This window comes from Nocardioides sp. LS1 (assembly GCF_003865225.1).
Classification (GTDB): domain Bacteria; phylum Actinomycetota; class Actinomycetes; order Propionibacteriales; family Nocardioidaceae; genus Nocardioides; species Nocardioides ginsengisegetis.
Genome location: NZ_BIFF01000002.1, coordinates 441,233 through 467,729 on the forward strand (window position 1 = coordinate 441,233; position 26,497 = coordinate 467,729).

Below are 26,497 nucleotides of genomic sequence, written 5' to 3' on the forward strand. Positions count from 1 at the left end.
CCCTCGACGCTAGGGCCTGGAGCGCGCTCGAGGACAACCGGAGGGTGTGCTCAGCGGTCCCGGGTGAGCAGCGCCACGCACTCGACGTGGTGGGTCATGGGGAAGAGGTCGAAGGCCCGGATCCGCTCGAGGCGGTAGCCGTGCTCGGCGAAGAACGCGACGTCGCGGGCCAGCGCGGCCGGGTCGCACGCGACGTACGCCACGGCGCGCGGGGCACGGTCCACGACCTGCTCGACCACCTCGCGGCGCGCGCCCTCGCGGGGCGGGTCGAGGACGACGAGGTCGAAGGGCTCGTCGAACGAGGCCGCGAGGACCTTGTCGACGCTGCCGCACTCGACGCGCACGCCCGGGATGCCCGCGAGGTTGCCCTGAGCGTGCTTTGCTGCGTCGCGATCGCCCTCCACCGCGGCGATCCGGCCGGTGGGGCCGACCGCGTCGGCGAGGAAGCGGGCGAACAGCCCGACCCCGGCGTAGAGGTCCATGACCCGCTCGCCCGGCTGGGCGTCGAGGAAGTCGAGCACCGTCTCGACGAGGACGCGCGGCGCCCCCGGGTGGACCTGCCAGAAGCCGTCGGCGTCGACCGCGAAGCTGTGCGTGCCGGCAGCGGTGACGACCTGCTCGGTCACGACCTCGGCCGGGCCCGGCACCTCGCGGGCGTCGGTGCGCGCGATGAGGCAGTCCTCGACCGGGATGACGGTCGTGGAGCGGTGCGCCCGCATGCCGCGGGTGCCGCCCGGGCCGGTCGCCCACTGGACGCGGGTGCGCCAGCGCAGCCCGTCCTCGTCACCGGCGATCTGCTCCACGGTGACGGGTACGTCGATCTTCGCGAGCCGGGCGAGCTGCTCGCGGACCACGGCCGCCTTGAGCTCGCGCTGGTGCGCGACGGTCACGTGCTGGAAGTCGCAGCCGCCGCAGAGCCCGGGGCCGGCGTGCGGGCAGGGCGGCTCGACGCGCTCGGGCGAGGCCTGGAGGACCTCCACGGCGTCGCCGCGCCAGAAGCGGTCGCCCTCGGTGCCCTCGGTGATCTCCACGACCACCCGCTCCCCCGGGATCGCGTGCCGGACGAAGACCACCCGGGTCTCGGCAGGCTCGACCTCCGAACCGGGCTCGACCTCCGAACCGGTCGCGACGCGGACGATGCAGTGCCCGCCGTGGGCGACCGGTCCGACCTCGGCCTCGAAGCGGCGGCCGACCATCGAGGCGCCGCGCGCCTGGCGCTGCCGCGGCCGGCGGCCGGGACGCGTGTTGCGGTTGCTCATCGCTGGATCTGCCCCTTGTGGCTCTCGCCGCCGCTGACCTGGCCACGGCGCAGGTCGCCGGGCCGGACCCGGGCGAGCTCGCGCTCCTCGCGCTCGCGGGCGATCTGGGAGGACCGCAGCTGGTAGGGCACCGAGGTGACCATGACCCCGGGCGCGAACAGCAGCCGGCCCTTGAGGCGCAGCGCGGTCTGGTTGTGGAGCAGCTGCTCCCACCAGCGGCCCACGACGTACTCCGGGATGTAGACCGCGACCACCCCGCGGGGGTTGGCCTTCTTGATCTCCATCGCGTAGTCGACGATCGGCTTGATCAGCTCGCGGTAGGGCGAGTGCAGCACCTTGAGCGGGACGCCGAGGTTGCGCTCGTCCCACTCCTCCAGCAGCCGGGCGGTGGCGGCGGGGTCGGCCGCGACGTACACGCCCTCGAGGACGTTGGGCCGGGTCGCCTTGGCGAAGGCGAGCGCCCGGAGCGTGGGCTTGTGGAGCTTGGAGACCAGCACGATCGCGTGGACCCGCGTCGGCATGATCTTGTCCTCCTCGTCGGCGGCGAGCTCGGCCTGCACGTTGTCGTAGTGCGCCCGGATGCCGCGCATGATCAGGAAGAAGATGATCATCGCCAGGATCGTGATCCAGGCACCGGCGAGGAACTTCGTGATCAGCACGATCACCAGGACGACCGCCGTGAAGCTCAGGCCGACGGTGTTGATGGCCCGCGAGCGGATCATCCGCCTGCGCTCGGCCGGGTCCGTCTCGGACTTCAGGTGGCGCGTCCAGTGCCGGATCATGCCGAGCTGGCTGAGGTTGAAGGAGACGAAGACGCCGACGATGTAGAGCTGGATCAGCTTGGTGGTCTCGGCGTTGAACATCTCGATCAGGATGATGGCCATGAACGCGAGGAAGACGATGCCGTTGCTGTAGGCCAGCCGGTCGCCGCGCGAGCCGAGCGCCCGCGGCGCGTAGCCGTCCTGGGCGAGGATCGAGCCGAGCACGGGGAAGCCGTTGAAGGCAGTGTTGGCCGCGAGCACCAGGATGATGCCGGTCACCGTGACGACGGCATAGAAGCCGGGCGAGAAGTCGGAGAAGACCGCGCGGGCGATCTGGGCGATCACGGCGTGCTGGTCGTAGCCGGCCGGCAGCGGCTTGCCGTCGAGGGTGAGCCGGTCCATCTGGTTGGGGTCGACGTACTTGAGCCCCATCTTCTTGGCCAGCACGATGACGCTGATCATCATCGTGATCGCGATCATGCCGAGCAGCAGCAGCGTGGTCGCGGCGTTCTTGCTCTTGGGCTTCTTGAACGCGGGCACGCCGTTGGAGATCGCCTCGACACCGGTCAGCGCGGCACAGCCGGACGAGAACGCCCGCGCCAGCAGGAAGAGCAGCGCGAGCGTCGACATCGAGGAGCCGTAGCCCGGGTCGGGCTGGATGTGGAGCCCGGCGCTCTCCACCTGGGGCAGGTTGCCGGTCGCCAGGCGGAGCAGCCCGAAGCCGCACATGCCGAGGATCGCGACCATGAAGGCGTAGGTCGGGAAGGCGAAGAACGTCCCGGACTCGCGGATGCCGCGCAGGTTGATGGCCATCAGGACCAGCACCATGATCGAGGCGAACGTCGCCTCGTGCCCGCTGAGCGCGCCGATGGCCGAGGCGGCGTACTGCGCTCCCGAGGAGATCGACACGGCGACGGTCAGGACGTAGTCGACGAGCAGCGCGCTGGCCACGGTGGTGCCGGCCATGGCGCCGAGGTTGACGGTGGCGACCTCGTAGTCACCGCCGCCGCTGGGGTAGGCGTGCACGGTCTGCCGGTAGGACATGACGACCGCGCTCATCACCAGCGCGACCGCGATGCCGATCTTCCAGGACCAGACGTACGCCGAGGCCCCGGCGAGCGACAGCATGATGAAGACCTCGTCCGGGGCGTAGGCCACCGAGGAGAGTGCGTCGCTGGCGAACACGGGGAGCGCGATGCGCTTGGGGAGCAGCGTCTCCCCCAGCTGGGAGCTCCGCAGCTTGCGGCCCAACAGGATGCGCTTCGATACGTCGCCGACTCCCACGAGCGGCAAGGCTAGACCACAAACCTGCTGCGGTAGCGTCTGCGTCGTGCACGTCGTGATCATGGGCTGTGGCCGCGTCGGTTCGACGCTCGCCCGCAGCCTCGAGGACCGCAACCACACCGTCTCCGTCATCGACAGCGAGCCGGACGCGTTCCGGCGTCTGGGCCCGGGTTTCAACGGGGACAAGGTGACCGGCTACGGCTTCGACCAGGAGGTCCTCGAGAAGGCCGGCATCCGCCGCGCCGATGCGTTCGCGGCGGTCTCCAGCGGTGACAACTCCAACATCATCGCGGCCCGCGTGGCCCGCGAGACGTTCGGGATCCAGCAGGTCGTCGCCCGCATCTACGACCCCGGCCGCGCCGAGGTCTACCAGCGCCTCGGCATCACCACGGTCGCCACGGTCAAGTGGACGGCCGACCAGGTCCTGCGCCGACTGCTGCCCGCCGGCGCCGAGCCGGACTTCCGCGACCCCTCCGGCACGATCCGCCTCGACCAGATCCCCGCGAGCGACGCGTGGATCGGCCACCGCACGGTGGACTTCCAGATGCAGTCGCACAGCCGCATCGCCTGGATCGACCGGCTCGGTGAGGGCATGCTGCCCACCCGGGAGTCGGTCATCCAGGAGGGCGACCTGCTGCACCTGGTGATGCGCGAGGAGAACGCCGCGCACGCCTACTCCGTGATCGAACAAGGCCCCGAGGAGAACTGATGCGCGTCGCCATCGCCGGAGCCGGTGCGGTCGGGCGGTCCATCGCCCGCGAGCTGATCACCAACGGCCACGAGGTCCTGCTGATCGACAAGGAGCCGGGCTCGATCAAGCCCGAGCGCGTCCCAGACGCCGAGTGGCTCCTCGCCGACTCGTGCGAGATGTCGTCGCTGGAGGAGGCCCGCCTCGACCAGTGCGACGTGGTCATCGCCGCGACCGGTGACGACAAGGCCAACCTGGTCACCTCGCTGCTGGCCAAGACCGAGTTCGGCGTGCCCCGCACCGTCGGCCGGGTCAACCACCCCAACAACGAGTGGCTGTTCACCGAGGCCTGGGGCGTCGACGTCAACGTGTCGACCCCGCGGATCATGTCGGCGCTCGTCGAGGAGGCCGTGACCGTCGGCGACCTGGTCCGGCTGTTCACCTTCCGCCAGGGCAACGCCAACCTGGTCGAGATGACGCTGCCCACCGACTCGCCGTACGTCGGCAAGCCGATCGGGCTCATCCCCTTCCCGGAGAACTGCGCCCTGGTCACCATCCTGCGCGACGGCCAGGTCTACGTCCCCGAGGCCGAGCAGCCCATCGAGAGCGGCGACGAGCTGCTCTTCGTCGTTCCCGCCGACGTCGAGGACCAGCTCGAGCGACTGCTCGCCCCGCAGAACCACGGCGGCTGAGCCGCCGGCGGGTCAGGCAGCCGACTCCACCGGCGTGTGGTTGCGACCGAGCACCCACGCCATGCCGGCGAGCGCGGCGAGCTGGAGCGGCCAGCCGAGCACGATCTTGAGGACGCCGAGGGCGGCGACGGCCGCGTCGGCGTCCATGGCCCCGTGGGAGCCGGCCAGCCAGAGCGGGCCCTGCACGACGACGCGCAGCAGGCACGGCAGCACGAGGAACCACGTGAGCAGCGTGCAGAGCCGCACGACCTGGCGGTCCTTGTGCCACGCGGTGGGGTCGCCGGTGACGCTGCCGACCATGAAGCCGATGATCGGCCACCGGATCAGGCAGGTCGTCGCCAGCACCACGGTGTACGCCGTGTTGTAGATGATGCCCGGCAGGAAGTAGGCCAGCGCCTGGTCGTCGGCACTGCCGCCGCGGTGGGCGGACATCGAGACGAACAGCCAGCCGATGCCGATGCCGACGAGGGCGTTGACGACGAACTGCACCGTCGAGCGCTGGACCAGCCGGACCGCGAGCATGACCAGCGCGGCCGCGACGCTCACGCCCAGGGCGAGGTTGAGCTCGCGGGTGGTGAGCCACATCAGGGTGAACAGGATGGTCGGCACGGCGGCCTCGACCATGCCGCGGCGGCCACCGAGGGCCTTGGCGAGCTGGGCACGGACGACGGACTCGACGGTCTCGACGGAGGCCGCCACGGGCGCCTGCGGTGCGGGATCGGTCACGGCATGAGCTCGTAACGCGGGTTGTACATGATGCGGACGCCCTCGTGGGCGCCGATCCGGCCCTGGATCTCCATGGCGCGGCCGGGGGTGATGCCGGCGATCTGGCGCCGGCCCAGCCACACGACGGTGATCACGCCGGAGCCGTCGTACAGCTCGGCCTCGAGCGCGGGGACGCCGCCGCGGGGCCGCAGGGTGACGGTGCGGATGGTGCCCCGCACGCGGACCCGCTCGCGGTCCGGGGCCTCGGCAATGGTGGCCAGCCCGGACTCGCCGTAGGTCTTGCGCAGGTCACGCGCGTGCTGGTCGGTGCTGTTGGCCCACTTGCTGAGGTTCCGCCGCAGGCGGCTCTTCTCGCCCATGGTCAGGCGTTCGGATCGAGCCGGCGTGCGTCGTCGGGCAGGGCGACGGGCAGGACGTCGCCGACGGGCATCGCCCCGTTGCCGCGACGGACCGCGACCTTCTCGATGGTGTCCTCCCAGTCGCCGGACCCCTCGAGGTCCATCGCCGGGCGGCCGAGCAGGGTGGCGCGCAGCATCCAGCGCGACCCGTTGATGCCGATGATCCGCGAGGGCTGGGTGCCGGTGGTGCCGTCGCCGCGCTGCACGGTCATCTGGCAGACGAGCTCGGTGCCGAAGCGGCCCTCGCGCTCGCTGGCGATGCCGCCGTGCTGGGCCATGTCGGCGGCGATCTGCGGGCGCACCTCGCCCCACAGGTCGCCGTGGCGGGGCGCGGCGAACGCGCGCAGCTCGAGGGCGCCGTCGGCGCCGGCCAGCACCACCGACTGGACCTCACCGGTCGACTCGTCGACCTGGAGGCGCAGCTCGCGGCCCGGCTGGGGCTCGATGAGGAGCGAACCGAGGTCGACGCGCTGGACGCCGTCCTGGGGCAGGTCGTCGGCGTCGAAGGGGCCCGTCGCCGCCACCGCCGGCTCGGCGACGGCGTCGCTCGCCCCCGCGGTCTCGACGGCCTCGCCCGGTGCGGGCTCGGTGGACTTGCGGCGGAACTTCACGACGACTCCTCGATTGGCGGGCGCAGGGTGGTCACGACCGACCGAACCCTCCGGTAGAACCGTAACCCCCGTCGCCACGCGCCGAGTCGGGGAGTTCCCCCACCTCGACGAAGTGCGCCCGCTCGAAGCGCTGGATGACCAGCTGGGCGATCCGGTCGCCCCGCCGCAGCTCGATCGGCTCGCGCGGGTCGTGGTTGATCAGCATCACCTTCACCTCGCCGCGGTAGCCCGCGTCGATGGTGCCGGGCGTGTTGACGATCGACAAGCCGTGCCGGGCCGCGAGGCCGGAGCGGGGGTGCACGAGGGCGACGTACCCGTCGGGGAGCGCCAGCGCGATGCCGGTGGGGACCATGGCCCGCTCCCCCGGCGCGAGCGTCACGTCGACGGTCGTCAGCAGGTCGGCCCCGGCGTCGCCGGGGTGGGCGTACGACGGCAGCGGCAGCTCGGTGTCGAGGCGGACGACGTCCACGGTCAGGTGGGGCAAGTCGGGGGTCACGGCGGGTGACCCTACCGGTCATGGAAGTCTTCTCCCCGTGGAGTCACGGTCCCTGCCCGATGCGGAGTACGACGAGCGCCTCGGCGTGCCCCTGCGCTGGTGGGTCCAGGGCACCATGCTGGTCGCCACCCTGTGGCTGGCGGTCGTCGTGGCCCTGCCCGGCAGCGTCGCCTGGGCCGTGACCGCGGTCGCGATGGCCCTGCTCGCCGGGGTGTTCCTCTCCTACGGCAGCGCCCGGGTGAGCGTCCGCGACGGCGTGCTCACCGCCGGTCGCGCGCGCATCGAGGCGGCCCACCTGGGTGCGGCCGAGGCCCTCGACGCCGACGCGACCCGGCGGACCGCCGGTCGCGAGGCCGACGCGCGGGCGTTCCTGCTGCTGCGGCCCTACCTCAAGCGGGCCGTCAAGGTCGCGATCAGCGACCCGGCCGACCCCACGCCGTACTGGCTGGTCAGCACCCGCCACCCCGAGGAGCTGGCCGCCGCCCTGAATGCTCGGCGCACGGCTGGGTAAGGTCGTCCCATGGCATCTGGCTCGAAGGTCTGGTCCGTCTTCTCCCTCGGTGCGGCGCTCGGCGCCGCCGCCGTCGCGAAGAAGACCCTCAACACCGGCTGGAGGGCGGCGACGGGCAAGAACCCGCCCGCCAACCCGGCCGACCCCGACGTGGCCCTGTGGGAGGCCGTGGCGTGGGCGAGCGTGAGCGGCACGTTCATCGCTCTTGCCCGCATGCTGGCCACCCGGCGGGCCGCGGAGTACTACGCGAAGTCCACCGGCCACCTGCCGCCGGACCTCCAGAAGGACGGCCAGGACGCGTCGAAGGCGCCGGCCCCCGCCAGTTGACCCACCAACGCTCCAGCAACGCGAAAGGCCGCAACCCCGAGGGGTTGCGGCCTTTGCTGTTGCCGGTGCGGCCTGCGCTCAGGCGCAGTCCTTGCAGATCATCTTCTTGGCATCCGCCAGCTGCGAACGGTGGTGCACCAGGAAGCAGCTCATGCACGTGAACTCGTCGTCCTGCTTGGGCTTCACCTCGACGGCGAGCTCCTCGTGCGACAGGTCGGCACCCGGCAGCTCGAAGGACTCGGCGGCCTCCGCCTCGTCCTCGTCGACCTTGCCGGAGTTCTTGTCGTGGCGACGTGCCTTGAGCTCCTCGATGCTCTCCTCGGACTGCTCGTCCTCGTTCTTGCGCGGTGCGTCGTAGTCAGTCGCCATCCGTCACTCCCCTCAAAACCCTGCATCCCATGTGGCTGGCCGTGTGGCTGGCCATGTGTACGACCTTTGTCCTCGCGTCGGCGCCAGATTGTGCACCATCCGGAGGGATGTGTGCACGCCGGTCTCGCCGTGCGACGCATGAACATCTGGTGGTGTCCGGCTATTCCCCCACAACGCCCACGGATCCGTGGGAGTTCCGGGGTCATTTGACCCGTCAGCGGGCGAGGAACCCCGCTGTGCGGACGGCCTCCCGGAACTCCTCGAAACCGTGTGTCGGAGCACACAACAGCAGGTCTCGACCACCGGCGCCCGTGGTGAGCTCCGTGGTGGCGCCCGCGGCCCTGGCGACCAGCCCGCCGGCGGCGTGGTCCCAGAGGTTGACGCCCTCCTCGACGTAGCCGTCCAGGCTGCCCTCGGCGACCCCGCACAGGTCGAGCGCGCACGCGCCCAGCCGCCGGATGTCGCGGATCCGCGGCAGCAGGTCGACCAGCGCGCGGGCCTGGATCTCGCGCAGCCCGGCGTCGTAGGAGAAGCCGGTCCCGACCAGGCGCTGGGCCAGCGGCGCCGGACCTCGTACGCCGATCGCCGCGCCGTCCCGGGTCGCGGTGGCTGACCCGTCGGGGCGGACGTGGGCGACGTACTCGGTGCCGGTGGCGGCGTTGAGCACGACTCCGGCCACGACCTCGACCCCGTCGGGGGTGGTGAGCTCGGCGGCGATCGAGACGGCGTACTGCGGGATGCCGTAGAGGAAGTTCACGGTCCCGTCGATCGGGTCGACGACCCAGCGGATACCGGTGGTGCCCGGGCGGTCACTGCCCTCCTCGCCGAGGATCGCGTCGTCGGGGCGGTGCTCGAGCAGGCGGCGTCGGATCAGCTCCTCGCTGGCCCGGTCGGCCTCGGTCACGACGTCGACGACGCTGGTCTTGGTGTCGGCGACCGTGACCCCGCCGGCCTTGCGGCCCCGGACCAGGGCGGCCGCCTCGCGGGCGACCTCCAGGGCGATCCGGGCCAGGTCCCCGGTGTCGAGGTCCGACGGCCCGGACGTCATTGGCCGCACAGGGCGGGGCGCTCGCCGCGCGGGTTGGCGCAGCAGCCCACCGGGCAGCGGTCCCAGAGCGCCGGCATGCTGCCGACCGCCCGGCGCTGCACCTCCGCGCCGCGCTCGACGGCGGCCCGCTCGAGGAGCAGGTCGCGGACGACCGCGACGAAGCGCGGGTCGATGCCCGCCGTCGCCGCCCGGGTGGCGGGCAGGCCGAGCTTCTCGGCGGTGGCCATCGCCTCGGTGTCGAGGTCGTAGATGACCTCCATGTGGTCGGAGACGAAGCCGATCGGCACCATCACCACGGCGGACGTGCCGAGGTCGTGCAGCTCGCGCAGGTGGTCGTTGACGTCCGGCTCGAGCCACGGGACGTGCGGGGCGCCGGAGCGCGAGCAGAAGACGAGCTCGTGCTGGTGGCGCCGACCGGTCTCCTGGCGGACCCGCTCGACGACCTCCTCGGCGACGCTGAGGTGCTGGGCGGTGTAGGCGCCACCATCGGGGCCGCTGGCCTCGTCCATCGTCTCCGGCACGGAGTGGGTGACGAAGGCGAGGTGGGCGCCCTCGCGGACGGCCGCCGGCAGGTCGGCCAGCGCGGCCAGGGTCGCGTCGACCACGGACTCCACGAAGCCGGGGTGGTTGAAGTAGTGGCGCAGCTTGTCGAGCTGCGGCGCGCCCTCCACGTCGGCAACGGCGTCGGCGAGGTTCTCGCGGTACTGGCGGCAGCTGGAGTAGGAGGAGTAGGCGCTCGTGACGAAGCAGGCCGCGCGGGTGATGCCGTCGGCGGCCATCTGGCGCAGCGTGTCGGCGAGGTACGGGTCCCAGTTGCGGTTGCCCCAGTAGATGGGCAGGTCGATGCCCGCGGCGGACAGGTCGTCGCGCAGCGCGGCGATGAACTCGCGGTTCTGGTCGTTGATCGGCGAGCGGCCGCCGAACTGGAAGTAGTGCTCCCCGACCTGCTCCAGCCGCTCCCGGGGGATGCCGCGGCCACGGGTGACGTTCTCCAGGAACGGCACCACGTCGTCGGGGCCCTCCGGGCCACCGAACGAGACGAGAAGGAGGGCGTCGTACGGCGCCCAGGGCTGGGCGGGGTCGGGCGTCGGCATGGCCCCATCGTAGGGAGGGGGCCCGCACGCCTAGAGTCGGCCGGTGCTCACGTCCTACCGCCGGGTCCTCACGCGGCCCGGCACGCTGCTGTTCAGCGCCACCGGGCTGGTGGCGCGGCTGCCGATCTCGATGGTGGGCCTGGGCATCGTCCTGCTGATCTCCACGACCACCGGGTCCTACGGCGTCGCGGGTGCCGTGTCGGCGGCCTACATGCTCACCAACGCGGTGCTGGCGATCCTCCAGGGCCGCCTGGTCGACCGGCTCGGGCAGGCGCGGGTGCTGACGGTGGCCGCCGCGGCCTTCGGCGTCACGATGGTGCTGCTCGTCGTCTCGGTGCGGGCCGACTGGCCGGCAGCGGCCTCCTTCCTCTTCGCCGCGATGGCCGGCGGCACCCTGCCCCAGGTCGGGTCGTGCGTCCGGGCCCGGTGGTCGCACGCCCTGGACGACCCGAGCGAGGTGCAGACGGCCTTCGCGATCGAGGCGGTCGCCGACGAGGTGGTCTTCATGGTGGGGCCGATCGTCATCACGGTCCTGGCCACCGCGTGGGATCCCGCGGCCGGGCTCGCCGTGGCCGTCGTCGCCTGCGTGGGCGGGACGCTGGCCTTCTGCGCGCAGCGCGCGACCGAGCCGCCGGCCCACCCGCACCACCAGGCCAGCGGACCGCGACCGCCGATGCCGTGGGCCACCGTCGCCCCGCTCACGGTCGTGGCGGCCTCGCTCGGCGTGCTCTTCGGGGCGGCGGAGGTGACCACCGTGGCGTTCTCGGCCGAGCAGGGAAGCCCCGGCTGGGCGGGCGGCCTGCTCGCCCTGTGGGCGCTCGGCAGCATGGTGGCCGGGCTGCTCAGCGGCGCGGTTTCCTGGCGACGCGGCCCGACGATCCGGGTCCGCTGGGGTGCCGTCGGCATGCTCGCCGCGATGGTGCCGCTGCACTTCGTCGGGACGATCTGGCTGATGGGCGTCGTCCTGCTCGTCGGCGGCTTCGCCATCGCCCCGACCCTGATCGCCTCGCTGTCGCTCACGGAGGGCACCGTGCCGTCCGGCCGGCTCACCGAGGGGATGGCGATCCTGCAGACCGGGCTGGTCGCGGGCGTGGCGCCCGGGGCGACCGTCGCGGGCCTGGTGATCGACGCGCACGGCGCGTCCGCGGCGTACCTCGTCTGCGTCGCGGCCGGACTCGTCGGCGCGCTGGCCGCGCAGACGCTGCCGCGCGACCGACCCCCGACCTAGGCTGGCGACGTGAGCGAGTGGCGCAACTGGTCGGGGCTGGAGTCGGCGACGCCCGTGGTGGTCGAGGAGCCGCGTGACACCGCGGAGATCGTGGCCCTGGTCGAGAAGGCGCGGGCCAACGGGACGACGGTCAAGATGGCCGGCACCGGGCACAGCTTCACCTCGATCGCGGCGCCCGAGCACACCCTGCTCTCCCCCACCGCCCTCACCGGCATCGTCGCCGTCGACCGGGACGCAATGACCGTGACGGCGCTGGCCGGCACCCCCCTCAAGGTCCTCAACGCCGGGCTGGAGCGCCTCGGGCTGAGCCTGCACAACATGGGCGACATCGCCGAGCAGACGCTCGCCGGCGCCATCTCGACCGGCACCCACGGCACCGGTGGCGTCGCCGCCGGGCTGGCCTCGCAGGTCGCCGGCCTCGAGCTGGTCACCGGGACCGGCGAGGTGCTGCGGGCCACCCCGACCGAGAACCCCGACGTCCTCGACGTCGCCCGGGTCGGCCTCGGGGCGCTGGGCATCCTCACGACGGTGACGTTCCGCGTGGAGCCGCTGTTCCTCCTCGAGGCGCACGAGCAGCCGATGGGGTGGGACGAGGCGCTGGCCTCCTTCGACGAGATGGTCGCCGGCAGCCACCACGTCGACATGTACTGGTTCCCGCACACCGACCGGATGCTCACCAAGCGCAACGACCGGCTCGACGCCGACCCGGGCGAGGCGCGGCCGCTCCCCCGCTGGCGGTCCTGGCTGGACGACGACTTCCTCTCCAACACGTTCTTCGGCGCGCTGTGCCGGGCCACCAACCGGGTGCCGGCGGCGATCCCGCGGGTCAACCAGGTCTCGTCGCGGGTGCTGTCGGCGCGCACCTACAGCGACGTGGCGCACCGGGTCTTCACCGCCCGGCGGGACGTGGTCTTCCGCGAGATGGAGTACGCCCTGCCGCGCGAGGCCGGCCTCGACGCCCTGCGGGAGGTACGCCGCGCGGTGGAGGCCTCGCCGTGGCGGATCAGCTTCCCCGTCGAGATCCGGGTCGCCCCGGCCGAGGACGTGCCGCTGTCCACCGCCTACGGCCGGGACTCCCTCTACCTGGCGTTCCACACCCACCGCGACGCCGACCACACGGCGTACTTCGCGGGGGTGGAGGCGATCATGCGCGACGCCGACGGTCGCCCCCACTGGGGCAAGGTGCACACCCGCACCGCCGCGGACCTCGCTCCGGCCTACCCGCGGTTCGCCGACTTCCTCGCCCTGCGCGACCGACTCGACCCCGACCGGGTCTTCGCCAACGGCCACCTCCGCAAGGTTCTCGGGGACTGACCCACGCTCACACGCTGGCGGACCCCGTCGGCACCGGGGCCTGCCAGTGCCGCCAGATGGCGAGCAGCCGCCACACGGTGCACAGACCGCCGCCGACGGCGGCCGTGACGAACAGCGGCGCGTCGAGGTGGTCGCCCAGCACCGCGAGGAAGGCCCCGGCGAGGGCCGGGGTGGCGTAGAGCTCACCCCGGAAGATCGTCGGCACGCGCCCGGCCAGGACGTCGCGGACCATGCCGCCGCCGATCCCGGTCACCATGCCCATCAGGGCCGCGGGCACCGGGCCGAGCCCGTAGTCGAGCGCCTTGAGCGCCCCGGTCACGCAGAAGAGCCCCAGCCCGAAGGCGTCCAGGACGTTGACGCTGCGCTCCATCCGGCCCAGGGCGGGGTGGAACCAGAACGTCAGCAGCCCGGCACCCACCGGCACGAGCAGGTAGCGCCAGTCGGCCAGGGCCGCCGGCGGGGTCGCCCCGATCAGCACGTCCCGCAGGAAGCCGCCGCCCAGGCCCGTCGTACCGGCCAGCACCAGGACCCCGAACACGTCGAGCTCCTTGCGGACCGCCACGAGCGCGCCGGAGATGGCGAAGACGAAGATGCCGGCCAGGTCGAGGACGACCAAGGTCGCGGCGGGTTCGTTGATCGGGGCAGACACGTGACGAGGCTAGCGTCGGCCGCCGCTCCCGACCCGGCAAGGCAACCCGACGGAGCGGGGTCGCTGGCGTAGGCTCGGCGCACCGAAGACGCGGAGACCCCGCACCGAATCGATACGGAGCCCGACACCCATGGCGCACCTCACGCTCGCTGGAGTGAGCGACGACGGGAAGCGCCTGCTCCTGATCAACGAGGAGGGGGTCGAGTTCACCCTCGACATCGACACCCGTCTCCGGTCCGCCCTCAGCGGTGATCACGGTCGCACCGGCAAGTTGGAGACAGAGATGGACAGCACCCTTCGCCCCCGCGACATCCAGGCGCGGATCCGCGCCGGCGAGACCCCGGACGCCGTGGCCGAGGCCGCGCACACGACGGTCGACAAGATCATGGCGTTCGCCGCGCCCGTGCTGGCCGAGCGCCAGCACGTCGCGGACCGCGCCCAGCGGTCCTCGGTGCGGCGCAAGAACGCCGACTCCGCCGGCGGCGCGCGCACGCTCGGCGACGTCGTCGCCCACCACCTGCGCTCCATCAACGTCGACCCCGCCAGCGTCGAGTGGGACGCCTGGCGGCGCGAGGACGGCCGTTGGGCGTTGACCGGCGACTACACCACCAGCAAGCGCAAGGGCTCGGGGCACTTCACCTTCGACGCCCCGGGCAACTACGTCACGGCCGAGAACGAGGACGCCCGCTGGCTGCTCGGCGAGGTCCCGAGCGTCGCGGCCCCGACGCCGCGCGACGACCTCCGCCAGGCCCGGCAGCGCCGGCTCACCTCGGTCCCCGAGGACGAGCTGCCCCTGGGCGACGACGCGATCGACCTGGTCAGCGACATGCCGCTCGAGGCCTTCCTCACCGACGAGCCCCCTGCCGACGACCTGCCACAGGAGGTCGTCGAGGAGCAGGCCGAGCTCGCCGAGGAGGCCGCCGACGCGGCCGCCCGCGACGAGCACGAGCCGGAGCCCGAGCCGGCGCAGCCCGCCGACGAGGAGCCCCCGAGCCGCCGTCCGGTCAAGAAGAGCCGCGGCCGCGCGTCGGTCCCGAGCTGGGACGAGATCATGTTCGGCGGCGGCAAGAACGACTGACCGTGTGACGTACGCCGTCACAGTTTGGGCCCTGACGCCAGAGGTTACTTACGGGTAGTCTCGCGTGCCATGTCGTACTTCGTCACCGGCGCCACCGGATTCATCGGCCGACACCTCGTCCAGGAGCTCATCGACCACCGCGAGGGCGAGATCTTCGTCCTGGTGCGCCAGGGCTCGCTGCCACGCATGCAGAAGCTCATCAAGCGCTGGGGCTCCGACCGGGTGACCCCGGTCACCGGCGACCTCTCCGAGTCCGGGCTCGGCGTCGCCAAGAAGTGGGTCACCGAGCACGCCGGCTCGATCGACCACTTCTTCCACCTCGCCGCGATCTACGACATGACCGCGGACGACGCCACCAACCAGACGATGAACGTCGGTGGCACCCGCAACGCCCTGGAGCTCGCCGGTGCCCTGAAGGCCGGCTGCTTCCACCAGGTCTCCTCGGTCGCCGCGGCGGGCGAGTACCACGGCACCTTCGACGAGACGATGTTCGAGGAGGGCCAGCACCTCCCCTCGCCGTACCACCGAACGAAGTACGAGTCGGAGAAGATCGTCCGCGACGAGGCCACCGTGCCGTGGCGCGTCTACCGGCCCGCGATCGTGGTCGGCGACTCGCAGACCGGGGCCATGGACAAGGTCGACGGCCCCTACTACTTCTTCCCGCTCATGAAGCTCATGCGCGACAACCTCCCCGCCTGGCTGCCGCTGGTCGGCGTCGACCTCGGCGACACCAACGTGGTGCCCGTCGACTACGTCGCCAAGGCCATGGACCACCTGGCCCACGTGCCCGGCCACGACGGCGAGGCCTTCCACCTGGTCAACCCCGAGCCGCAGCCGGTCGTGGAGATGATCAACGCGTTCTGCGCGGCCGCGGGTGCCCCGCAGTTCGCGACACCCGTCGACCGACGCCTCACCCGCGCGCTGCCGTTCTCCCTGGTCCCGCGTGCCCTGCGCCCCTCGTCGATCATCTCCGGCCTCGTCCGCAACGGCCTCGTCCAGTCAGTCCTCGACCAGGTCACCGGCCGGATCGGCGTGCCCGCCGAGGTCCTGGGCCACGTCAACTTCTCGGCCGTCTTCGACTCCCGCCGCACCGAGAAGGCGCTGGCCGGCTCCGGCATCGGCGTGCCCGACCTGGAGTCCTACGCCCGGACCCTGTGGGGCTACTGGGAGGAGAACCTCGACGAGTCCACCGGCCGCGACTCCTCCATCCGGGAGGCGCTCGCCGGCAAGCACGTCGTGATCACCGGCGCCTCGTCCGGCATCGGCCAGGTCACCGCGCTCAAGGTCGCCCAGGCGGGCGGCATCCCGGTGCTCGTGGCCCGCGGCAAGGACAAGCTGGAGGACACCAAGTCGCTGATCGAGCTGCGCGGCGGCCAGGCCCACGTCTTCCCGTGCGACCTGTCCGACCTCGAGGCCATCGACGCGCTCTGCGAGCAGATCACCGCCGAGCTGCCGTCGGTCGACTTCGTGGTCAACAACGCCGGACGCTCCATCCGCCGGTCACTGAAGCTCTCGCACGACCGCTTCCACGACTTCGAGCGCACCATGCAGCTCAACTACTTCGGCGCGATCCGCCTCGTGATGGGCCTGCTGCCGACGATGCGCGAGCAGAAGCGCGGCCACGTCGTGAACATCAGCTCCATCGGCGTGCAGACCAACCCGCCGCGCTTCTCGGCGTACGTCGCCTCCAAGTCGGCGCTGGACTCGTGGAGCAACGTCGTCGCCTCCGAGCTCGTCGGCGACGGGATCACCTTCACCGGCATCCACATGCCGCTGGTGCGGACGCCGATGATCGCGCCGACCAAGATCTACGACAAGTTCCCCACGATCTCGCCCGCGCAGGCGGCCGACCTGGTCATCAAGGCGATGGTCGAGCGTCCCCACGAGATCAACACCATGCTCGGCAACGCCGGGGCGATCGCCCACACCGTCGCCCCCAAGCTCGCCTTCCGGGTCCTCAACATGGCCTACCACGTGTTCCCCGACTCGGCCGCCGCCAAGGGCGACGTCTCCGGCGGCACGCGGGAGTCGGAGCAGATCATGCTCGCGAAGGTCTTCAAGGGCATTCACTGGTGAGTCGCGGCGGAGCCGCGGCGAACCTCAGCCCGTCTCCACCGGCCGGTCGGGGTCGGTGATCCACCCCGACCACGAGCCGGGGTAGAGCGCCGCCCGGATGCCGGCGACCTCCATGGCGATGATGTCGTGGACGGCGGTGACGCCGGACCCGCAGTACGCCGCCACCTCGCCGCGCTCGCCGGCCTCGGGCGTCGCGCCGACGGCGGCGTAGAGCTCCCGCAGCTCCTCGGCCGGCCGGAAGCGGCCGTCGGGGGCGAGGTTGGACGCGGTGGGCACGTTGACGGCGCCGGGGATGTGGCCGGCGACCGGGTCGATGGGCTCGGTCTCGCCGCGGTAGCGCTCGGCGGCGCGGGCGTCGACCAGCACCGCGACGCGGGGGACGCCGTCGGCCTCCACCATCGGCAGGTGGCCGGGACGCGCGACGAAGTCGCCCACCTCGGTGGTCGAGCCTGCCGAGACCTCGCCGCCCTCGGCGACCCAGGCGGCCCAGCCGCCGTCGAGCACGCGCACGTCGGGGTGGCCGTGGAAGCGCAGCAGCCACCAGGCGCGGCCGGCGGCGTGGGCCGCCCAGTCGTCGTACACGACCACGGGCCGCGAGCCGGAGACCCCGGCGCGGCGCATGGCGGCCTCGAAGACGGCGACGTCGGGCAGCGGGTGGCGACCGCCCGGGCCGGGCGGCGCGGCGAGCTCGCTGTCCATGTCGACGTACGCCGCTCCGGGGACGTGGCCGGCGGCGAACTCGTCCGGTCCGGACGGTCCGCCCATCCGGTAGCGGACGTCGAGGACGGTGGGGCGGGGCGAGCCGGACGCCAGCAGGGTGGCCAGCTCGGACGCCGAGATCAACGGACCGGTCATGCGGACATCCTCACGCACACGGGTCTGTGAAAGGATCGTGACCCGTGGCTGAACTGCACTTCTTCACCGGGACCATGGACTCGGGCAAGAGCACCCTCGCGCTCCAGACGAACCACAACCACGCGGCGCGTGGGCGGGTGGGCCGCATCTTCACCACGCACGACCGGGCCGGCGAGGCGACGCTGTCCAGCCGGCTGGGCCTGACTCTCGAGGCGACCGAGGTGGCCTCCGACTTCGACTTCTGGAACTACGTCGTCCGCAGCCTGACCGCGGGTAGCCGGATCGACTACATGATCTGCGACGAGGCCCAGTTCTACACGCGCGAGCAGATCGACCAGCTCGCCAAGGTCGTCGACGAGCTGCAGATCGACGTGTTCGCGTTCGGCATCCTCACCGACTTCCGCAGCAACCTGTTCGCCGGCAGCGCCCGGCTCGTCGAGCTTGCCGACCGGATGAACGTGCTGCAGGTCGAGGCGCTGTGCTGGTGCGGCAAGCGGGCCACCCACAACGCCCGCACCGAGAACGGCGTGATGGTCGTCGAGGGCGACGTGATCGTGGTCGGTGACGTCGACGAGATGGACGCGGTGCCCGCGGACGTCGCCTACGAGGTCCTGTGCCGCCAGCACCACCGCCGCCGGCTCACGGCCGCCCGGGCCAAGGCCGTCTCACTGGCGCCCGAACCCCTTCCCTTCGGCTGATCCGCGCCACTACGTTTCCCGAGGCGTCACCCCCGTCGCCACTCCGCACGCATCCTTCTCGGGAGACCACGTGTCGACATTCCGTCCTGCCCGTTCCGGGTTCCTCCTCGGCCTCGCCCTCACCCTGGGCGCCGGCTTCCTCGTCGCCCTGACCGCGCCCGCCCCCGCCCAGGCAGACGGCCCCGGCGTGGGCTCGCCCTGGGTGGTCACCGTCGGTGACTCCTACATCTCCGGCGAGGCCGGCCGCTGGGCCGGCAGCTCCAACACCTCCAGCGCGTACGCCGATGCCCTCGGCGCCAGCGCCTACTACGACAACGGCAGCAGCGAGACGATCGAGCGCTGCCACCGCAGCAAGTCCGCCGAGGCCTACATCGGCGGCGGCGTCAGCGGCATGAACCTCGCCTGCTCGGGCTCGCAGACCAACACCACCACCGGCAGCTACTTCAAGCCCGGCCTCGACTTCTACGACGACGGCGCCGGGCACCTGGGCCAGGCCAAGCTGCTGCAGAACTTCGCCGGCACCCACAACGTGAAGATGGTCGCGGTCTCGATCGGAGGCAACGACTTCAACTTCGGCTCGATCGTCCAGACCTGCGTGAGCGACTTCCTGACCTCGCCCACCTGGGCCAAGGACTACTGCAAGGACGACAGCTCGGTCACCTCGAACTTCACCGCCGGCAACGTCGCCGCCGTCCGCGCGCGCATCGCCGCGGCGTACACCAACATCCGCACCGCCATGCGCAACGCCGGCTACTCCGACACCTCGTGGACGCTGCTGGTGCAGAACTACGCCTCGCCGCTCCCCCGCGGCGCCGGGATCCGGTACGGCGAGTCCGGCTTCAGCCGGCAGGACACCGGCGGCTGCGGCTTCTGGAACTCCGACGCCGACTGGGCCAACGACGTGGCGCTGCCGACGATCAACACCGCGGTGACCGGTGCCGCCACCGACGCCGGCCTGACCAACGTGAAGACCCTCAACCTGGCCTCGGCGTTCAACGGCCGCCGGCTGTGCGAGAACACCGTGGGCCTCTACGAGGAGAAGGGCCTGACCAGCTGGACCCAGGCCGGCGCGGTCGACAAGACCGAGTGGGTCAACCAGATCCGTACGGTGTCGACCTGCTGCTCCGGCTCGCCGTACTACGTCCAGGAGTCGCTGCACCCGAACTACTGGGCGCAGCTGGCCACCCGCTCCTGCGTGCGACAGGCCTACAACGCCGGCGCCCCGCGCAGCGGCACCTGCACCATCTCCGGCACCGGGCTGCTCAACGGCGAGCCCCGGATGGCGCTCAACTGACGCTGGTCGGACGCGCCCCGGAGGGGATGCTCAGTCCACGACCATCGGGATGAGCATCTCCTCCGGCGTCAGCGACCCGTGCAGGCCCACCAGGGTGGCCTCGTAGGGGAAGTCGGTCGTCGAGAGGATCGCGGTGTCCGCGCGGCACGCGACGACCACGTCGCCGAGGCGCGGCAGCACGCCGGGGTGCACCACGCCGAACCACCCGCGTTCGACCGCCGCCTGCCGGGTCATCACGTCGGCGCGGTCACCGAGGTGCTCGCGCCAGGTCGCGACGACGTCGTCGACGGCGCCGCGCTGGCAGTAGAGGTGCCGGAAGCGGGCCTCGCCGCCCAGCAGCGCCACCCCGTCGCGGAGCTCGTGGACCTCGTCGACGTCGACGCGCGACTCCGGCGCGGAGTCGATCATCCCGTGGTCGGCGACGACGAGCAGCCGGGTCGCCGGCGGCAGCGTCTCGCGCAGCTGCTCGGCCTCGGAGTCGATCATCGACAGTTGCAGCAGCCACTGGCTCGACGCGACGCCGTAGCGGTGCCCGGTCCAGTCGAGGTCGCCGTCGTAGAGGTAGGTCAGCGAGGGACGCTCCGACGACGCCTCCAGCACGGCCGCGATCCGCTCCCCCACCTTGTCGGCGCCGACGAAGTCGGCACCGCGGTGGGCCGCGACGGTCAGGCCGGAGCCCGCGAAGGACCGCTTGTTCACCACCGTGACGGTCGCGCCCCGGCTGCGCAGCCGGGAGAAGGCGGTGGTGTGCGGCTGCCACTCGGTGGGGTCGACGTCCTTGTCCCACAGCAGCGCGTTGAGCAGCTTGCCGGTGCCCGGCACCCGCGAGGTGAAGCCGACGAGGCCGTGCGCGCCCGGGGTCAGGCCGGTCCCGAGCGAGGTCAGGCTGGTCGCGGTCGTCGACGGGACGCCCGCGGTCGCGGGCTCCTGGCCGACCAGCAGGCTCGAGAGGTACGGCGCGGCGTGGGCGTAGCGCTCGAGCAGCCGGGCACCGAGCCCGTCGATGAGGAAGACGACGTACGCCGGCGCGGGCGGCAGCACCAGGGTGCTGGGCTCCGGGTCGACCCCGGGGAGCAGCGGAGTGCCCAGCGCGTCGGCGACGGCGGGAACGACGTCGCCGAGCGAGCGCTGGTGGTACGCCGGCTCGACGAAGCCGACGTCCGGGACCCCGGGGCTCACGCCTGGTGGGTCCGCGCGGACAGCGACTCGGCGAAGGAGAGCAGCCCGGCGACGGCGTCCTTGCCGTCGGCAGCGGCCGAGACCCGCAGCGAGAAGTCGTCGGAGGCGAGGACGCCGGTGTAGCCGTGGTCGGCGTCGCACTCGGGGTCGTTGCAGGCGGCCGGCTCGAGGTCGATCCGGCTGACGCCGCCCCAGCCGATCGTCATGACCGCCTCGGCCGCGGGCTGCGGTCCGGACGTCGGGTTGGCGATCATCCGGGTGACCACGACCGACTTCACGGCACTCAGCCGCACCGCCTCGGTCGAGGTGGAGGTGTAGGGCTCGGGCAGCAGGTCGTCGCCCGTGTGCTCGTCGGTGTGCGCCAGCACCAGCCGGGTCGGCGTCAGCACGACCACGCTCAGGTGGCGGCGCACCTCGTCGCGCTCGAAGGTGGGCTCGTGGTGGACGTAGAACGACACCACCTGCTCACCGCCGACCGCGGCCTCCACCCCGTCGGCCACGACCTCCGGGTAGTAGCCGGTGCGGTCGATGGCCTCCCTCAGCTCGAGGGCACGGTCGGAGTCGTCGGTCGTCCTGCTACGCATGCGTGCAGTCTGTCACGCGGGTCAGTTCGGGATGGTGTCGCCGGGGTGGTCGGGCATTCGCCGCACGAACCAGTCCGAGCGCGGGTCCGCCACCGGGTCGACCCGCGCGGCGGCGGTCAGCACCGTCGCACCGTTGGCGCCGGCCAGCACGAGCGAGAGCTCCAGCGAGCTGATCTGGGGTACGTCGTTCTGGAGCTGGGCCACCCGCCGGATCAGCCGCTCCACCTCGGCGACGTCGACGACCTCGCTGCCGCGGTAGCCGAACAGCATCGGCGACGACTTGATCTCGCGGACCATGGCGGCGGCGTCGCGCTCCCCCAGCGGCGGGATCCGGTAGGCCTTGTCGGCGACCAGCTCGATGAGCGGGCCGGAGATGCCGAAGGAGACGACCGGGCCGAACAGCGGGTCCTCGATGCTGCGGACCGCGATCGGGACCCCCGGCTGGGCGTTCTTCTGCACCACGAACCCGGCCTTGTCGGCGTCGGTGATCCGCAGGTTGAGCGACGTCCAGGCGTCGTCCATCTCCTCGGGGGTGTCGATGTTGCGCCACACGTGGGCCTGGTCGGGCCGCTCGCGGAGGTGATCGGCGGTGGCCTTGAGCACGACGTCCCAGCCGAAGGCCGCACCGGCCTCGCGGGCCTCGTCGGCGTTGGCGACGGGGCGCGCCGACCACAGCTCGATCCCGTAGGCGGCGAGCAGCTCGGTCAGCACGTCGTCGGCGAGCTCGGTGCCGTCGGGGTGCTCGGCCAGCAGCTTGTTGACGATCCGCTTGGCCGTGGCGTGGTCGACCTCGTCGGGGCCGGGCGGCGGGCCGTCGGGGGTGCGCAGCCACACGGCGTACTCGACCACGCGGGCGAGCGCGCGCACCGCGGCCTCGACGGCGGGGTAGGACGGCACCGAGCCGCGGCCGGCGGTGGAGCCGGCGACGTCGGGGACACGCAGGAGCTCGGGGACGCCCTCGGCGCCGAGGAAGGAGGAGACCAGCGGCTTGTCCGACTGCTCGCCCACCGCGGCCAGCACGTTGGCGACGTCCTCGCCGGAGACGTTGAGCGGCGGGATGTAGACGGCGACGACCGAGTCGACCTCCGGGTCGTCGATGGCCGCGTCGAGCGCGTCCTCGAAGTCCTCGGCGGTCGCGTCGGCGCCCAGCGGCACCGACTTGTTGACGACGAGTCCGACCGCCGCGGCGGCGTCGGCGGCCAGCAGGCCGAGCGCGTCGGAGTTGCCGACGATGGCGACCCGGCGGCCGCGCGGCAGCGGCTGGTGGGCCAGCAGCTGCGCGACGTCGAACATCTCCTCGAGGGTGTCGACCTGGATCACGCCGGCCTGGCGGAACATCGCGTCGACGGCCTGCGGCGGCGCGGCGATCCGGCGGACCGCGTGGCCCATGGGCACGCCCTGGGTGGTGCGGCCGGACCGGACGGCGATGATCGGCTTGCGCAGCGAGACCCGGCGGGCGATGCGGGAGAACTTGCGCGGGTTGCCGATGGACTCGAGGTAGAGCAGCACGACCTCGGTGGAGTCGTCCTCCTCCCAGTACTGCAGGAGGTCGTTGCCCGAGACGTCGGCGCGGTTGCCGGCGCTGACGAACGTCGACAGACCCAGGCCACGGTTGTTCACCTTCTCCAGGATCGCCGAGCCGAGCGCGCCGGACTGGCAGAAGAAGCCGGCGCGGCCACGCGGCGGCATCAGCGGGGACAGCGAGGCGTTGAGGCCGACCTGCGGGTCGGTGTTGATGATGCCCAGGCAGTTGGGGCCGATCAGGCGCAGCCCATAGGAGCGGGACAGGCCCACGAGGCGGCGCTGCCGCTGGCGGCCCTCCTCGCCGGTCTCGGCGAAGCCGGAGGAGATGACGACCAGTCCGTGCACGCCCTTGGCGGCGCAGTCCAGGACCACGTCCTGCACGGCCTCGGCCGGCACCGCGACGATCGCGACGTCGACCTCGTCGGGGATCTCGGCCACGGACTTGTACGCCGGCATGCCGGACACCGCGGCCGCCGCCGGGTTGACGGCGTAGACGCGGCCGGTGAAGTCGCCCATCACCAGGTTGCGGACCAGCGCCTGGCCGATCGTGTCCTGCCGGCGGCTGGCGCCGATGACCGCGACCGAGCGCGGGTTGAAGAACTTGTGGATCGAGGCCGACTCCGCCTGGTGCTCGCGGTTGATCATCACGCCGATCGCGGTGTCGGTCGGGTCGATCGGGAACTCCAGCATGAGGACGCCGTCCTCGTACTCGCTGGCCACCCGGTAGCCGGCGTCCCGGAAGGTCTGGATCATCCGGCTGTTGTCCGGCAGCACCTCGGCGACGAAGCGGTCGACCCCGCGCTCGCGGCCGGCCTGGGCGAGGTGCTCCAGCAGCAGCTGGGCGATGCCGCGGCCCTGGTGCTGGTCCTCCACGAGGAAGGCCACCTCGGCCTCGCGCGGGCGGACCACGTCGTACCGCCCGACCGCGATCATCTTGCCCGACAGCGTGAGCACGAAGGCGACGCGGTTGACGTGGTCGACCTGGGTGAAGCGGGCGACGTCGCGCTCGGAGAGGTGCGGCATCGGGGAGAAGAAGCGGTAGTACTTCGACTGGTCCGACACCCGGGCGTAGAACTCCACGAGCAGCTCGGCGTCGGCGGACGTGATCGGGCGGATGTGGGCCGTGCGGCCGTCCCGCAGCAGGACGTCGGCCTCCCAGTGCCTCGGGGGGGCCTCGTCGGAGGAAGTCACGCCAGTCACACGGGGAAATCTAGCGTGCAGGGGCCAACGCGGCGTGCCCGTGCGGAATCCCGGAACGGCAGGCAGGACAATGGACCCATGGCGCGGCGTACGACGAAGCAGGACCTGCCCGACGACTTCGAGGAGCACATCCTCGACATCGACGTGGGCGACGAGATGCGTTCCTCCTTCCTGGAGTACGCCTACTCGGTCATCTACTCGCGCGCGCTCCCGGACGCGCGCGACGGCCTCAAGCCCGTGCAGCGCCGGATCCTCTACACGATGAACGACATGGGCCTGCGGCCCGACCGCGGCCACGTCAAGAGCGCGCGCGTCGTCGGTGAGGTCATGGGTCGGCTGCACCCCCACGGCGACAGCGCGATCTACGACGCGATGGTCCGAATGGCCCAGCCCTGGTCGATGCGGGTGCCGTTCATCGACGGGCACGGCAACTTCGGCTCGCCCGACGACTCCCCCGCCGCCATGCGCTACACCGAGGCGCGGATGGCCCCGGCCGCCGTGGCGATGACGGCCTCGATCGACGAGGACACCGTCGACTTCAAGCCCAACTACGACAGCCGGGAGTTCGAGCCGTCGGTGCTGCCGGCCGCGATCCCCAACCTGATCGTCAACGGCACGACCGGCATCGCGGTCGGCATGGCCACCAACATCGCGCCGCACAACCTGGTCGAGGTCGTCCAGGCCCTGCGGCACCTGATCCTGCACCCCGGGACCGACGTCGACGGGCTGATGCGCTTCATCCCGGGCCCCGACCTGCCGACCGGCGGCAAGATCGTCGGCCTCGAGGGCATCCGCGACGCCTACCTGACCGGTCGCGGCGTGTTCAAGATGCGCGCCACCGCCCGGATCGAGACGATCGGGCGCCGCAAGGGCATCGTGATCACCGAGCTCCCCTACGGCGTGGGCACCGAGAAGGTCATCGAGCGGATCAAGGTCCTGGTCCAGGGCAAGAAGATCCAGGGCATCTCCGACATCAAGGACCTCACCGACCGCAGCAACGGCCTGCGGCTGGTCATCGAGGTGAAGAACGGCTTCCACCCCGAGGCGCTCCTCGAGCAGCTCTACCGCCAGACGCCGATGGAGGACTCCTTCGGCATCAACACCGTCGCGCTCGTCGACGGCCAGCCGCGCACGCTGGGCCTCAAGGAGATGCTCGAGGTCTTCCTCGGGCACCGCTACGACGTGGTGCGCCGCCGCTCGCAGTTCCGGCGCACCAAGGCCGCCGACCGGCTGCACCTGGTCGAGGGCCTGCTCATCGCGATCCTGGACATCGACGAGGTCATCCAGCTGATCCGGACCAGCGACAACTCCGAGATGGCGCGCGGGCGGCTGATGTCGGTCTTCGACCTGACCGAGCCGCAGGCGACGTACATCCTCGACATGCAGCTGCGTCGGCTGACGAAGTTCAGCAAGATCGAGCTGGAGAAGGAGCAGTCCGAGCTCCAGCGCACCATCGAGGAGCTCGACGCGATCCTCGGCGACGAGGCGCTGCTGCGGAAGGTCGTCTCCGACGAGCTGGCCGAGGTCGCCAAGACCTACGGCACGCCCCGACGCACCGTGCTGCTGGAGTCGGCCGGCACCACCGTGACCGCCACGGCCGTGCCGCTCGAGGTGGCCGACGACCCGTGCTTCGCCTTCCTGTCCTCCAGCGGCCTGCTGGCCCGCTCGTCCTCCGACGAGGCGCTGGGGTCCGGCGGCGGCCGCACCAACCACGACGTGATCGTCTCGGCGGTCCGCACCACCGTGCGCGGTGAGATCGGCGCGGTCACCTCGCGCGGCCGGGTGCTCAAGCTCGGCGTGCTCGACCTTCCCTCGATCCCGGGCTCGGCCAACGACCCCAACCTCCAGGGCGGGGTGCCGCTGAGCGAGGTGCTCCTCCTCGAGCCCGGCGAGCGGGCCCTCGCGCTGACCGCGCTGCCCACCGACGGCCCGGGCCTCGCGCTCGGCACCCGCCAGGGCGTCGTCAAGCGGGTCAACCCCGAGGTCCTCGGGCGGGACGAGTGGGACGTGATCGGGCTCAAGGACGGCGACGAGGTCGTCGGCGCGCTCGACCTGGTCACCGGCCAGGAGACCCTCTGCTTCATCAGCACCGACGCCCAGCTGCTGCACTTCGGCGCCGACGGCGTCCGGCCGCAGGGCCGCTCGGGCGGCGGCATCGCCGGCATCCGGCTCTCCGCCGGCGAGCACGTCCGGTGGTTCGGTGCCGTCGACCCGGCCACGGCCGTGGTCGTCACCTCGTCCGGCTCCTCGACCGCGCTGCCCGGCACCGAGCCCGGCCTGGTCAAGGTCACCCCGTTCACCGAGTACCCACCCAAGGGCCGCGCGACCGGCGGCGTCCGCTGCCACCGCTTCCTCAAGGGCGAGGACGCCCTGGTGTTCGCCTGGGCCGGCGACGCGCCCGCACGGGCGGCCGCCTCGAGCGGCGCCCCGGTCGACCTGCCGGAGGCCAACGGGCGACGGGACGGCTCCGGCGTGCCCCTCAGCCAGGCCCTGGCCGCCTGCGCCGGCCCCGTCGGCCTGCGCCTGGCGGCAGCCACCTCTGTGGAAGGGTGAC

25 protein-coding genes are annotated in these 26,497 nt (G+C 72.1%); 11 read left to right on the top strand and 14 right to left on the bottom strand.

Annotated features, from left to right (window positions below):
- Positions 1-50: 50 nt before the first annotated feature.
- A complete protein-coding gene (locus tag EJF31_RS06950) occupies positions 51-1,259 on the bottom strand; it encodes a class I SAM-dependent RNA methyltransferase (protein WP_125036380.1) in 1,209 nt (402 codons plus the stop codon).
- A complete protein-coding gene (locus EJF31_RS06955; protein ID WP_260430678.1) occupies positions 1,256-3,304 on the bottom strand; it encodes an APC family permease in 2,049 nt (682 codons plus the stop codon). The genes EJF31_RS06950 and EJF31_RS06955 overlap by 4 nt, the downstream gene beginning before the upstream one ends.
- Positions 3,305-3,350: 46 nt before the next feature.
- Between EJF31_RS06955 and EJF31_RS06960 the strand changes: the two genes are divergently transcribed.
- Both EJF31_RS06960 and EJF31_RS06965 read left to right on the top strand, forming a co-directional pair.
- Entirely contained in the window at positions 3,351-4,013 is a 663-nt protein-coding gene (locus tag EJF31_RS06960; protein ID WP_125036382.1) for a TrkA family potassium uptake protein, read from the top strand.
- Entirely contained in the window at positions 4,013-4,684 is a 672-nt protein-coding gene (locus tag EJF31_RS06965) for a TrkA family potassium uptake protein (RefSeq protein ID WP_125036383.1), read from the top strand. The genes EJF31_RS06960 and EJF31_RS06965 overlap by 1 nt, the downstream gene beginning before the upstream one ends.
- Before the next feature lie 12 nt (positions 4,685-4,696).
- Here the strand turns inward: EJF31_RS06965 and EJF31_RS06970 are convergent, their stop codons facing one another.
- Genes EJF31_RS06970 through dut form a run of 4 tightly spaced genes read right to left on the bottom strand, consistent with a single transcriptional unit; the run spans position 4,697 to position 6,915 of the window.
- A complete protein-coding gene (locus tag EJF31_RS06970) occupies positions 4,697-5,410 on the bottom strand; it encodes a DUF3159 domain-containing protein (protein ID WP_260430679.1) in 714 nt (237 codons plus the stop codon).
- Positions 5,407-5,769 carry an OB-fold nucleic acid binding domain-containing protein gene (locus EJF31_RS06975; protein WP_125036384.1) on the bottom strand — a complete coding sequence of 121 codons (363 nt, stop codon included), beginning with the start codon at positions 5,767-5,769 and terminating at the stop codon, positions 5,407-5,409. Before EJF31_RS06975 ends, EJF31_RS06970 begins: the two co-directional genes overlap by 4 nt.
- Positions 5,770-5,771: 2 nt before the next feature.
- Positions 5,772-6,419, bottom strand: a complete 648-nt coding sequence (locus EJF31_RS06980; RefSeq protein ID WP_260430680.1) for a DUF3710 domain-containing protein — start codon at positions 6,417-6,419, stop codon at positions 5,772-5,774.
- 31 nt (positions 6,420-6,450) lie between these two features.
- Positions 6,451-6,915: a dUTP diphosphatase gene (gene dut, locus EJF31_RS06985; protein WP_260430681.1), complete on the bottom strand. Its 465-nt coding sequence runs from the start codon at positions 6,913-6,915 to the stop codon at positions 6,451-6,453.
- Positions 6,916-6,952: 37 nt separating this feature from the next.
- Between dut and EJF31_RS06990 the strand changes: the two genes are divergently transcribed.
- Positions 6,953-7,426: a DUF3093 domain-containing protein gene (locus EJF31_RS06990; protein ID WP_185736169.1), complete on the top strand. Its 474-nt coding sequence runs from the start codon at positions 6,953-6,955 to the stop codon at positions 7,424-7,426.
- Between the two features lie 9 nt (positions 7,427-7,435).
- The gene (locus EJF31_RS06995; RefSeq protein ID WP_125036385.1) at positions 7,436-7,753 is read left to right on the top strand and encodes a DUF4235 domain-containing protein; all 318 of its coding nucleotides are present in this window, start codon (positions 7,436-7,438) and stop codon (positions 7,751-7,753) included.
- A 78-nt stretch (positions 7,754-7,831) separates the two neighbouring features.
- On the opposite strand, the gene EJF31_RS07000 is transcribed toward EJF31_RS06995, so the two are convergent.
- The 3 genes from EJF31_RS07000 to EJF31_RS07010 form a co-directional block, all read right to left on the bottom strand.
- The gene (locus EJF31_RS07000; RefSeq protein WP_125036386.1) at positions 7,832-8,122 is read right to left on the bottom strand and encodes a DUF4193 domain-containing protein; all 291 of its coding nucleotides are present in this window, start codon (positions 8,120-8,122) and stop codon (positions 7,832-7,834) included.
- A gap of 214 nt (positions 8,123-8,336) precedes the next feature.
- Positions 8,337-9,170 carry an inositol monophosphatase family protein gene (locus EJF31_RS07005; RefSeq protein ID WP_125036387.1) on the bottom strand — a complete coding sequence of 278 codons (834 nt, stop codon included), beginning with the start codon at positions 9,168-9,170 and terminating at the stop codon, positions 8,337-8,339.
- Entirely contained in the window at positions 9,167-10,264 is a 1,098-nt protein-coding gene (locus EJF31_RS07010; protein ID WP_125036388.1) for a ferrochelatase, read from the bottom strand. Before EJF31_RS07010 ends, EJF31_RS07005 begins: the two co-directional genes overlap by 4 nt.
- Before the next feature lie 43 nt (positions 10,265-10,307).
- Here EJF31_RS07010 and EJF31_RS07015 point away from each other — a divergent pair, with 43 nt between their 5' ends.
- Positions 10,308-11,492 carry an MFS transporter gene (locus EJF31_RS07015; RefSeq protein WP_125036389.1) on the top strand — a complete coding sequence of 395 codons (1,185 nt, stop codon included), beginning with the start codon at positions 10,308-10,310 and terminating at the stop codon, positions 11,490-11,492.
- A gap of 9 nt (positions 11,493-11,501) precedes the next feature.
- On the top strand, positions 11,502-12,806 hold the full coding sequence (locus EJF31_RS07020; protein ID WP_125036390.1) for a D-arabinono-1,4-lactone oxidase: 1,305 nt from the start codon (positions 11,502-11,504) through the stop codon (positions 12,804-12,806).
- A 7-nt stretch (positions 12,807-12,813) separates the two neighbouring features.
- On the opposite strand, the gene EJF31_RS07025 is transcribed toward EJF31_RS07020, so the two are convergent.
- Positions 12,814-13,455 (bottom strand): trimeric intracellular cation channel family protein, encoded by a 642-nt coding sequence (locus EJF31_RS07025; protein ID WP_260430682.1) that lies wholly within the window; start codon positions 13,453-13,455, stop codon positions 12,814-12,816.
- Between the two features lie 130 nt (positions 13,456-13,585).
- On the opposite strand from EJF31_RS07025, the gene sepH reads away from it, so the two are divergent.
- Together sepH and EJF31_RS07035 are read left to right on the top strand one after the other, a co-directional pair.
- Positions 13,586-14,533, top strand: coding sequence for a septation protein SepH (gene sepH / locus EJF31_RS07030; RefSeq protein ID WP_125036391.1), 948 nt, complete (start codon positions 13,586-13,588; stop codon positions 14,531-14,533).
- Positions 14,534-14,602: 69 nt separating this feature from the next.
- Positions 14,603-16,609, top strand: a complete 2,007-nt coding sequence (locus tag EJF31_RS07035; RefSeq protein ID WP_125036392.1) for an SDR family oxidoreductase — start codon at positions 14,603-14,605, stop codon at positions 16,607-16,609.
- A 24-nt stretch (positions 16,610-16,633) separates the two neighbouring features.
- Here EJF31_RS07035 and EJF31_RS07040 read toward each other — a convergent pair whose 3' ends face one another.
- Positions 16,634-17,464 carry a sulfurtransferase gene (locus EJF31_RS07040; RefSeq protein ID WP_125036393.1) on the bottom strand — a complete coding sequence of 277 codons (831 nt, stop codon included), beginning with the start codon at positions 17,462-17,464 and terminating at the stop codon, positions 16,634-16,636.
- Between the two features lie 44 nt (positions 17,465-17,508).
- Here EJF31_RS07040 and EJF31_RS07045 point away from each other — a divergent pair, with 44 nt between their 5' ends.
- Positions 17,509-18,162 carry a thymidine kinase gene (locus EJF31_RS07045; RefSeq protein ID WP_125036394.1) on the top strand — a complete coding sequence of 218 codons (654 nt, stop codon included), beginning with the start codon at positions 17,509-17,511 and terminating at the stop codon, positions 18,160-18,162.
- Between the two features lie 70 nt (positions 18,163-18,232).
- Positions 18,233-19,456, top strand: a complete 1,224-nt coding sequence (locus tag EJF31_RS07050) for a hypothetical protein (protein ID WP_125036395.1) — start codon at positions 18,233-18,235, stop codon at positions 19,454-19,456.
- Between the two features lie 30 nt (positions 19,457-19,486).
- Here EJF31_RS07050 and EJF31_RS07055 read toward each other — a convergent pair whose 3' ends face one another.
- Genes EJF31_RS07055 through EJF31_RS07065 form a run of 3 tightly spaced genes read right to left on the bottom strand, consistent with a single transcriptional unit; the run spans position 19,487 to position 23,943 of the window.
- Positions 19,487-20,635, bottom strand: coding sequence for an alkaline phosphatase family protein (locus tag EJF31_RS07055; protein ID WP_125036396.1), 1,149 nt, complete (start codon positions 20,633-20,635; stop codon positions 19,487-19,489).
- A complete protein-coding gene (locus EJF31_RS07060) occupies positions 20,632-21,219 on the bottom strand; it encodes a DUF5998 family protein (protein WP_125036397.1) in 588 nt (195 codons plus the stop codon). Before EJF31_RS07060 ends, EJF31_RS07055 begins: the two co-directional genes overlap by 4 nt.
- Before the next feature lie 21 nt (positions 21,220-21,240).
- Positions 21,241-23,943, bottom strand: a complete 2,703-nt coding sequence (locus EJF31_RS07065) for a bifunctional GNAT family N-acetyltransferase/acetate--CoA ligase family protein (protein ID WP_260430684.1) — start codon at positions 23,941-23,943, stop codon at positions 21,241-21,243.
- A 78-nt stretch (positions 23,944-24,021) separates the two neighbouring features.
- Between EJF31_RS07065 and EJF31_RS07070 the strand changes: the two genes are divergently transcribed.
- Positions 24,022-26,496, top strand: a complete 2,475-nt coding sequence (locus EJF31_RS07070; RefSeq protein WP_125036398.1) for a DNA topoisomerase (ATP-hydrolyzing) subunit A — start codon at positions 24,022-24,024, stop codon at positions 26,494-26,496.
- Position 26,497 lies beyond the last annotated feature (1 nt).

Coding starts and splice junctions, on each gene's coding strand:
- EJF31_RS06950 (WP_125036380.1), bottom strand. CDS start 1,259: ATGAGCAACCGCAACACGCGTCCCGGCCGCCGGCCGCGGCAGCGCCAG.
- EJF31_RS06965 (WP_125036383.1), top strand. CDS start 4,013: ATGCGCGTCGCCATCGCCGGAGCCGGTGCGGTCGGGCGGTCCATCGCC.
- EJF31_RS06975 (WP_125036384.1), bottom strand. CDS start 5,769: ATGGGCGAGAAGAGCCGCCTGCGGCGGAACCTCAGCAAGTGGGCCAAC.
- EJF31_RS06995 (WP_125036385.1), top strand. CDS start 7,436: ATGGCATCTGGCTCGAAGGTCTGGTCCGTCTTCTCCCTCGGTGCGGCG.
- EJF31_RS07000 (WP_125036386.1), bottom strand. CDS start 8,122: ATGGCGACTGACTACGACGCACCGCGCAAGAACGAGGACGAGCAGTCC.
- EJF31_RS07005 (WP_125036387.1), bottom strand. CDS start 9,170: ATGACGTCCGGGCCGTCGGACCTCGACACCGGGGACCTGGCCCGGATC.
- EJF31_RS07010 (WP_125036388.1), bottom strand. CDS start 10,264: ATGCCGACGCCCGACCCCGCCCAGCCCTGGGCGCCGTACGACGCCCTC.
- sepH (WP_125036391.1), top strand. CDS start 13,586: ATGGCGCACCTCACGCTCGCTGGAGTGAGCGACGACGGGAAGCGCCTG.
- EJF31_RS07035 (WP_125036392.1), top strand. CDS start 14,603: ATGTCGTACTTCGTCACCGGCGCCACCGGATTCATCGGCCGACACCTC.
- EJF31_RS07040 (WP_125036393.1), bottom strand. CDS start 17,464: ATGACCGGTCCGTTGATCTCGGCGTCCGAGCTGGCCACCCTGCTGGCG.
- EJF31_RS07060 (WP_125036397.1), bottom strand. CDS start 21,219: ATGCGTAGCAGGACGACCGACGACTCCGACCGTGCCCTCGAGCTGAGG.
- EJF31_RS07070 (WP_125036398.1), top strand. CDS start 24,022: ATGGCGCGGCGTACGACGAAGCAGGACCTGCCCGACGACTTCGAGGAG.